The organism is Xanthomonas sp. NCPPB 1128 (genome assembly GCF_001043115.1).
Taxonomy (GTDB): domain Bacteria; phylum Pseudomonadota; class Gammaproteobacteria; order Xanthomonadales; family Xanthomonadaceae; genus Xanthomonas_A.
This window is the reverse complement of the sequence record NZ_LFME01000063.1, coordinates 1-7,018: the sequence shown is the minus strand read 5'-3', so window position 1 is coordinate 7,018 and position 7,018 is coordinate 1. Positions and strand designations below refer to the sequence as shown.

Sequence of the window (7,018 nt, the reverse complement as noted above, 5' to 3'; positions counted from 1 at the left end):
CCCCAATCCCCAATCCCCACTCCCGACTCCCCGCCCTCATGAAAAACGCCGTCGTCCTTCTCTCCGGTGGCATGGACTCCGCCGTCGTCGTCGCCATCGCCCGTGCGCAGGGCTTCGCGGTGCATGCCTTGAGCGTGCGCTACGGCCAGCGCCATACCTCCGAACTGGATGCGGCTGCGCGTGTCGCCTCGGCGCTTGGCGCGGTGGCGCACAAGACCGTCAACGTCGACCTGCGCAGCATCGGCGGCTCCGCGCTGACCGACGACATCGAGGTGCCGGACGCCGGCGGCGACGGCATCCCGGTGACCTACGTGCCGGCGCGCAACACCATCATGCTGTCGGTGGCGCTGGGCTGGGCGGAGGTGCTGGGCGCGTCTGACATCTTCTGCGGCGTCAACGCAGTGGACTATTCCGGCTATCCCGATTGCCGCCCCGAGTTCATCGACGCGTTCCAGACCCTGGCCAACCTGGCGACCAAGGCCGGAGTGGAGGGCGCCGGGCTGCGCGTGCACGCGCCGCTGCAGCACATGAGCAAGGCCGACATCGTGCGCGAGGGGGTGCGGCTGGGCGTGGATTTCGGCCTGACCGTGTCCTGTTACCGCGCCGACGACGCCGGCCGCGCCTGCGGCCACTGCGACGCCTGCCGCCTGCGCGCGGCCGGCTTCGCCGATGCCGGCGTCGCCGACCCGACCCGCTACGCCTGATTTCGCGAAACGCCCCGTGCTGGGGTAGACTATGCGCCCCGGTGCAACGCCGGGGTCTTGTTTTGGGCCGTTAGCTCAGTCGGTAGAGCAGAAGACTTTTAATCTTTTGGTCGATGGTTCGAATCCATCACGGCCCACCAATCTTCCCAATGAGTTAGGCGTCGCCTTTGGTGGTTTTTTCACCACCTCCTGAAAATCCTCCTGAAAACTCCGGCAGTTTCGCTGGTCACACGGTCGGTTGGCACCGCAGTCGTCGCCTTGCCACCTCGCCTCTGTCTTTGAGCAGCCCGGGTTCTCTTATCCACATGTGAGCTGCCCAGGTGCTTCATGCAGTGCCGTGCAGCGCAACGCGGTCGCCCGCGGCGATCACGCTCTCCGATCGTGCGCTTCGTCGAGTGCTGCCGTTCGCTGTCGAAGCTGCGGTTCGGACGCCTGTCGCGGCTTTCGTTTGCAACACGTGTGCGATCTTCTGGCTGCACCGATCGCGACGCCGCTGCATGCGTCTGTCAGTGCCGGATCGCCGGCCACGTCAGCTGCAGATGCCCGGAGCAGCCAACCGAAGCCGGGCGCATCGGGCATCTGAACGCGCTGTTGAATTGCTATGCTAGAAGCTGTCTACAGGGGAATTTGCTGTGCGATCGAACGCTTTGATTCTTGCCGCCGTCCTGGCGGTTCTTTCCGTGCCGGTGCACGCCGCCCAATCCGGCCACTATGTGGTCGTGCGCAAGCAACTCACGATTGCGAGCCTGCCGGACGATGACATGCGGCCGCAGATCGTCGGGACCGTGGTCGCCGTGAGCGCCGAAGGCACCACTCTGAAAGGTGGCGCCCGCGTACCTGCCACGGGTGCCAAGACCGGAGACTTGGCGACGTTCGCCTGCCGCTCGATCGACGCTGATCACCCGCCGGTCTCGACCGACTGCGAACTGGTCAGCTCCCAGGCGCCAGACAAGAAGGCGCGCGACTACAACAACTTCTGGGACTGACCCGACGCCGTAGGCGTCGCCACGATCAGTACCAACAAAACCCCGGCCACGCGCCGGGGTTTTGTTGCGCAACTTCTCTTGCGCGCAGATGGACAGCCGGAACGCGTCGCGCATCCGGACAGGAGCACGACGCTGCATCTGCGCTGTTGGGTCCCACGGTACTGTCTGTGGCGGCGCCCGCACGTGGCGGAACTCGTATGCGACGATGTGCGTATCGGCGCCCGTGGGGATATGCGGGAGATTGCCATAGGACCGGCATCCTGCAAATGCCGGCGCACGGGGAAGCCAGGATCTGCAGCGAGGACGCTTTGGATCAATTGAAGACAATGCCTGTTCTGCACGGGGATGCTTTTTTTCAAGGGCGCTGGAAAGAGTGCGTGTGCATCGCGAGCGGCCCGAGTTTGAGGGCCGAGGATTGTGCCGCTGTCCGGGCGTGGGTGGACCGACATCCGGATCGGGGCGTGATCGTGGTCAACACGACATTCCGCCTGTGCCCGTGGGCGAATGTGCTTTATGCGATGGACCATGCGTGGTGGCAATGGCACCTGCAGGAGGCGCGTGCGAGGTTTCTCGGCGCGCTGGTAGCGCCTGGGAGACTACCTGGGGTGCATCATGTGCCCGTGGAAGGCGTCGGACATTCCGGCGCCGGTGCGGTTGCGTTGGCGGCACGATGGGGCGCGGCGAAGATCGTATTGCTGGGTTACGACTGCCAGAAAAGCGGTGGAAAGGCGCACTGGCATGAGGACCATCCACGCGGGCTCGGGAACGCTGCCGCCTTGCCGGGCTGGCCTGCGGACTTCAAACGTCTGCTTCCGATGCTCAGTGGGATCCAGGTCATCAATGCTACCCGCGAAACGGCGCTGGACGTGTTTCCCCGCATGAACTTGAAAGAGGTGTTGGACACATGATGCTCGGCGCCTGTATGAATCGTCGCCGCGTCGTTCCTTGGAATTGGTCGGGGAGTGCGGAATGCTGACGCTTTTGACGGCGACTGGTGCCAGGCAGGACGCATGGAGACTATGCGAGCGCTGGATGCTTGCTCAGGATTATCCCCATCCGGTCAGGTGGATCGTCGTCGACGATGGCCCATCTGCGCAGGCGATCGATTTCGTGCGTGCTGGCTGGCATGTGGACGTCGTGCGTCCTTCGCCAGCCTGGGAGGTCGGGCAGAACACCCAGGCGCGCAATCTGTTGGCCGGTTTGGAGACCGTCGCTTCAGCGGAGCGCGTGGTCATCGTGGAGGACGACGACTGGTATGCGCCCGATTGGCTATCCCACGTCGCCAGCGAGTTGGAATCGGCAGACCTGGTGGGTGAGTGTCGTGCGCGCTACTACAACATACGCTCGCGTCTTGCGCGGCAGATGAGCAATAACGCACACGCAAGCCTGTGCAGTACCGCGGTCAAGGGCGCAGGCATCGACGCGCTTCGTGAGGCATGCAGGCGCCAACCCAAGTTCATCGATCTGCAGCTGTGGCGTAATGCACGGTACGGCCGGGTTTTCTCCGGCCATCGGGTGGTGGGCATCAAGGGGCTGCCGGGACGCCTGGGAATCGGCATCGGGCATCTGCATCAATTCAGCGGCCAGTACGATGCGGACGGCGCCATCTTGCGGGCCTGGGTGGGGCAGGATGCCGCGCTGTATGAGCAAGTGGCGACACGTTGAGCGGCCGGTGCAGGCGGAGGCCTCGTGCCGCGTTGGCTAACGCACTCCGATCGTTCATGCCAGGGGCTGCAGCAGCAACGCCAGGCACAGCCCCAGCATGAACAGCGCGACCGCGGCATCCAGCAGGCGCCAAGCGGCGGGTTTGCGGAACACCGGCTGCAACAGCCGCGCGCCGTAGCCGAGGCTGCTGAACCAGGTCGCGCTGGCCAGGCAGGCGCCGAGCGCGAACGCCCAGCGCAGTGGTTCCGGATAGTGCGTGGAGAGGCTGCCCAACAGGACCATGGTGTCAAGGTAGACATTCGGGTTGAGGAAGGTGAAGGCCAGGCAGGTCAGCAGAACGCGTTGCCAGCGTTGCGGATCCTGGCCTTGCGCCAGCAACCCGCCACTGCCGCGCCAGGCGCGGCGAGCGGCCAGCAGCGCGTACCCACCCAGGAAGGCCGCGCCGCCGAAACGCAGTCCCTGCAGCACGCCCGGCCAGGCATCCACCACGGCACCGATGCCGGACACGCCGAGGACGATCAGCGCGATGTCGCTGACGGCGCACACGGCCACGACCAGGCCGACATGCCGCCGCTGCAGTCCCTGGCGCAGCACGAAGGCATTCTGCGCGCCGATGGCGACGATCAGGCCGGCGCCGGCGACGAAGCCGGCCAATAATGCCTGCAGCACCATGTGCAAGTGTCCTGGGACGTCGGGCGAGCATGCTGCACGTGCCAGCAGGATTAGCCAAACTCATTTTTCTGTAGGCTGTGAAGAATTCCTAATCGCCTTCGTTGCCATGGACCTGCTCCATCCCCAGTTGTCCGCCTTCGCCGCCGTGCTGGAAGAGGGGAGTTTCGAAGCGGCGGCGCGCCGCCTGGCGCTGACCCCGTCGGCGGTGTCGCAGCGGATCAAGGCATTGGAAGACCGGCTCGGCCAGGTGCTGATCGTGCGTCTGGCCCCATGCCGGCCAACGCCCGCGGGCGAGCGCCTGCTGCGCAGCGTGCGACCGATGCAGGTGCTGGAGGCCGAGGCGGTGGCCGACCTGCTGCCCGCGCCTGCCAGCAGCGCAGCGGCGCGCAGCATCGCCATCGCGGTCAACGACGACTCGCTGCAGACCTGGTTCCTGGACGCGCTGGCGGCCCTGCACGACGCGCACGGGTTCCTGTTCGACATCCGCGTGGACGACCAGGACCACACGCTGGAGCTGCTGCGCAGTGGTGCGGTCCTTGGTGCCGTCACCTCCGTCGGCAAGGCCTTGCAGGGCTGCAACGTGCTGCCGCTGGGCGCGATGCGCTACCGTGCGATCGCCTCGCCGGACTTTTTCGCCCGCTATTTCGCCGACGGTCTGGATGCGGCGGCGCTGGCCCGCGCCCCGATGATCGTCTACAACCGCAAGGACGCGCTGCAGGCGCGCTTCGTGCGTCGCATCACCCGCTCGCGGCTGAGCCCGCCAATCCACTACCTGCCGACCTCCATCGGTTTCGTCGACGCGGCCGCGCGCGGGCTGGGCTGGTGCCTGGCGCCGGAGCAGATGCTTGCAGCCGCCTTGCGCCAGCAGCAGATCGTCGTCGTCGACCCGCAGCGCTGGCTCGACGTGCCGCTGTACTGGCAGCATGTCGCAGTCCGTTCCAGGACCCTGCAGCAGATCGGCCAGGCCATGCGCACTGCGGCGCAGCGCATGCATGCGCGTCTGCAGCCGATCTGATCGGCGCTGCGCAATACCGTGCTGCGAAGGTAAGCGGTGGAGAGGATGCGCGATCGCGTTTTGGGCGCCGCGGAAATCGTGGTCGGATGTCACTCTGGATCGGAGGGAGTGCGTCGCTGACGGACCAGCGCGTCTCCTCCGCTCAGCCACGTCATCTGTAAGGCATGCATAGGCGGCGTTCGGCCATTCACTGTGCAAGCAGCGGAGCCGAACGTCGTACCGACGTCGCTTCCCGGGTGTTTATCGATGCCCAGCAACCTGTGCGCGAGACGCGGGCATCGGGCGGCCCCAGGCCGCGCTACCCGCGTGCCGTGCTGAAGATCCCCGCCAGGCTCTCGCTGAGGATCAACTGCAGGTGCATGCGGTTGAGCTCCACGCCGGTGGTCATCATCATGTGCAGGCCGCCGCACATCGCTGCGACCGCGTAGACGCGGGCCTGGAACTCCGCCTCGCTGCCGCTCCAGCCGTGGTCGCGCAGCATGCGTCGCAGCAGGTCGCCCAGGTTCTGCACCAAGGACACGTTGAGCCGGCGCGCGTATTGCGCCAGTTCTGGATCGCGTGCGGCGGCCAGGTCCATCTCCAGATCCAGGCGCCGCCGCCGTTGGTTGGCATCGGCTACCAGCCAGTCTTCCAGGGCGCCGGCGATGAACGCGGTCGCGTCCTGGTGCGGCGGCGGTTGCAGCAGCCACATCGTGCGGATCGCGCGCTCGTAGCCGCGTTCCATCAGTGCCTGGACCAGGCTGCGTTTATCGTCGAACTGCCGGCGCACCGCGCTGCACGGGACGTCGGCGGTTCCGGCGATCAGTTCGAAAGTGGTGGCGCCGAGGCCGTTCTCGACGATGCAGCGCTCTGCCGCATCGAGGACGTCATCGTGCAGGCGCTGCTCGCGTTCGCGGGCGCTGTGCAACCGGACTACGTTGGACATGGCGTGAGCTCGGGGGGAAGCGATGCCACATGAAGGGGAAGTATGCCGGGCGAACGGCCGCTACGCGCACGCGATGCATGATGCTGCAGCGGACGACATGCCAATAAAGGCAGCGCGATTGTAGACGCGATGCGTCGCGGTCGCGCATGCGGCAGCAAGTCGGTCGATCCCGTAGCCACGACCGTGACGGGCGGCACTCTCGAGTGGGGGTGTCAGTGCGCGCTTCGCGCGTGCAATGGACGCAGCGGGCACGGCGGCATGACTGGGGTGCGTCTGCCCGCAGTGGCGCGCGAGCGTGGGAGCAGGCGGTTTCAGCGGGGCGGGTACGACACGACGCACCGCGGGGTGCTGCGATTGCGGACGTGAACACGGGGGCACGTGCTGCCGCAAAGTTCCAGGCCGCGTGCGAACCCGCCTGGGAGACCAACTGGGCACTGCTATCAACTTCAAGAAGTGTGCGGTAGGAGCGGCTTTAGCCGCGACGCGCTTTACCGGGAACGCCCCGTCGCGGCTGAAGCCGCTCCTACGAGGCAACTTGCATCGGTTCGATCTTGGAGGAAGCGGACTACTGGCGCTGCCCTCGTGGCGCAGTGCTTACCAGCCGAACGGCGGCGGGCCGTACGCGCCGGGGTAGTAGCCACGGCCGAACACCGGGCCGTCGCCGCGTCCGACGCTGATGCTGATGCCCATCTGCCGCGGCTTGCCGTCGTCGGTGTAGGAGGTCTTGCACAGGTTCAGATTGGCGGCCTGGTAGTTGCTGTTGCCGCCATGCGTGGAATAGCCGAAGCCGGTAGCGACGCTGCCGTGCACGTCGCCGTTGCAGCGGTCGGCCTGCGCCTGCAGGGCCTCGGCGCGCGCCTGCGCTGCGGCGGCCTTCTGCGCCGAGGCCGAGGTGCCGCTGGTATCGCCGTAGTAGGCGCCCGGCGGATCGGCCTTGGTGCCAGGATCGGCATAGGTGATCGGCTGTTGCGGCACGCTCAGGTCGAGCTTGCGCTTGGCCGCCTCGCTGTCGCTGGTGGCATCGGCGGTCTGGGCCAGGGCGGGGCCGGCA

The 7,018-nt window shown here is 66.5% G+C and carries 8 protein-coding genes and 1 tRNA gene; 6 read left to right on the top strand and 3 right to left on the bottom strand.

Features of this window, described 5'->3' with window-relative positions; genetic code table 11:
* Positions 1 to 38: 38 nt before the first annotated feature.
* The 5 genes from queC to ACP93_RS20665 all read left to right on the top strand — a co-directional run bounded on the left by queC (position 39) and on the right by ACP93_RS20665 (position 3,355).
* Entirely contained in the window at positions 39 to 704 is a 666-nt protein-coding gene (queC, locus tag ACP93_RS20680; protein ID WP_048492542.1) for a 7-cyano-7-deazaguanine synthase QueC, read from the top strand.
* Positions 705 to 768: 64 nt separating this feature from the next.
* Positions 769 to 844 (top strand) — tRNA-Lys (locus ACP93_RS20675).
* 492 nt (positions 845 to 1,336) lie between these two features.
* A complete protein-coding gene (locus ACP93_RS20670) occupies positions 1,337 to 1,690 on the top strand; it encodes a hypothetical protein (RefSeq protein ID WP_131721682.1) in 354 nt (117 codons plus the stop codon).
* A gap of 461 nt (positions 1,691 to 2,151) precedes the next feature.
* Entirely contained in the window at positions 2,152 to 2,598 is a 447-nt protein-coding gene (locus ACP93_RS22160; RefSeq protein WP_204243730.1) for a hypothetical protein, read from the top strand.
* Between the two features lie 61 nt (positions 2,599 to 2,659).
* The gene (locus ACP93_RS20665) at positions 2,660 to 3,355 is read left to right on the top strand and encodes a glycosyltransferase family A protein (protein ID WP_048492540.1); all 696 of its coding nucleotides are present in this window, start codon (positions 2,660 to 2,662) and stop codon (positions 3,353 to 3,355) included.
* Between the two features lie 54 nt (positions 3,356 to 3,409).
* Here ACP93_RS20665 and ACP93_RS20660 read toward each other — a convergent pair whose 3' ends face one another.
* Positions 3,410 to 4,027: a LysE/ArgO family amino acid transporter gene (locus ACP93_RS20660; protein WP_048492539.1), complete on the bottom strand. Its 618-nt coding sequence runs from the start codon at positions 4,025 to 4,027 to the stop codon at positions 3,410 to 3,412.
* 106 nt (positions 4,028 to 4,133) lie between these two features.
* Between ACP93_RS20660 and ACP93_RS20655 the strand changes: the two genes are divergently transcribed.
* Positions 4,134 to 5,042 carry a LysR family transcriptional regulator ArgP gene (locus ACP93_RS20655; protein ID WP_048492538.1) on the top strand — a complete coding sequence of 303 codons (909 nt, stop codon included), beginning with the start codon at positions 4,134 to 4,136 and terminating at the stop codon, positions 5,040 to 5,042.
* Positions 5,043 to 5,340: 298 nt separating this feature from the next.
* Here ACP93_RS20655 and ACP93_RS20650 read toward each other — a convergent pair whose 3' ends face one another.
* Together ACP93_RS20650 and ACP93_RS20645 are read right to left on the bottom strand one after the other, a co-directional pair.
* Positions 5,341 to 5,967: a TetR/AcrR family transcriptional regulator gene (locus tag ACP93_RS20650; RefSeq protein WP_048492537.1), complete on the bottom strand. Its 627-nt coding sequence runs from the start codon at positions 5,965 to 5,967 to the stop codon at positions 5,341 to 5,343.
* A 594-nt stretch (positions 5,968 to 6,561) separates the two neighbouring features.
* A partial coding sequence (locus tag ACP93_RS20645; RefSeq protein WP_048492536.1) for a hypothetical protein occupies positions 6,562 to 7,018 on the bottom strand: 457 nt, incomplete at its 5' end.

Bases quoted from the DNA above. Each gene is read 5' to 3' on its own strand.
- queC (WP_048492542.1), top strand. From the start codon at position 39: ATGAAAAACGCCGTCGTCCTTCTCTCCGGTGGCATGGACTCCGCCGTC.
- ACP93_RS20665 (WP_048492540.1), top strand. From the start codon at position 2,660: ATGCTGACGCTTTTGACGGCGACTGGTGCCAGGCAGGACGCATGGAGA.
- ACP93_RS20660 (WP_048492539.1), bottom strand. From the start codon at position 4,027: ATGGTGCTGCAGGCATTATTGGCCGGCTTCGTCGCCGGCGCCGGCCTG.
- ACP93_RS20655 (WP_048492538.1), top strand. From the start codon at position 4,134: ATGGACCTGCTCCATCCCCAGTTGTCCGCCTTCGCCGCCGTGCTGGAA.
- ACP93_RS20650 (WP_048492537.1), bottom strand. From the start codon at position 5,967: ATGTCCAACGTAGTCCGGTTGCACAGCGCCCGCGAACGCGAGCAGCGC.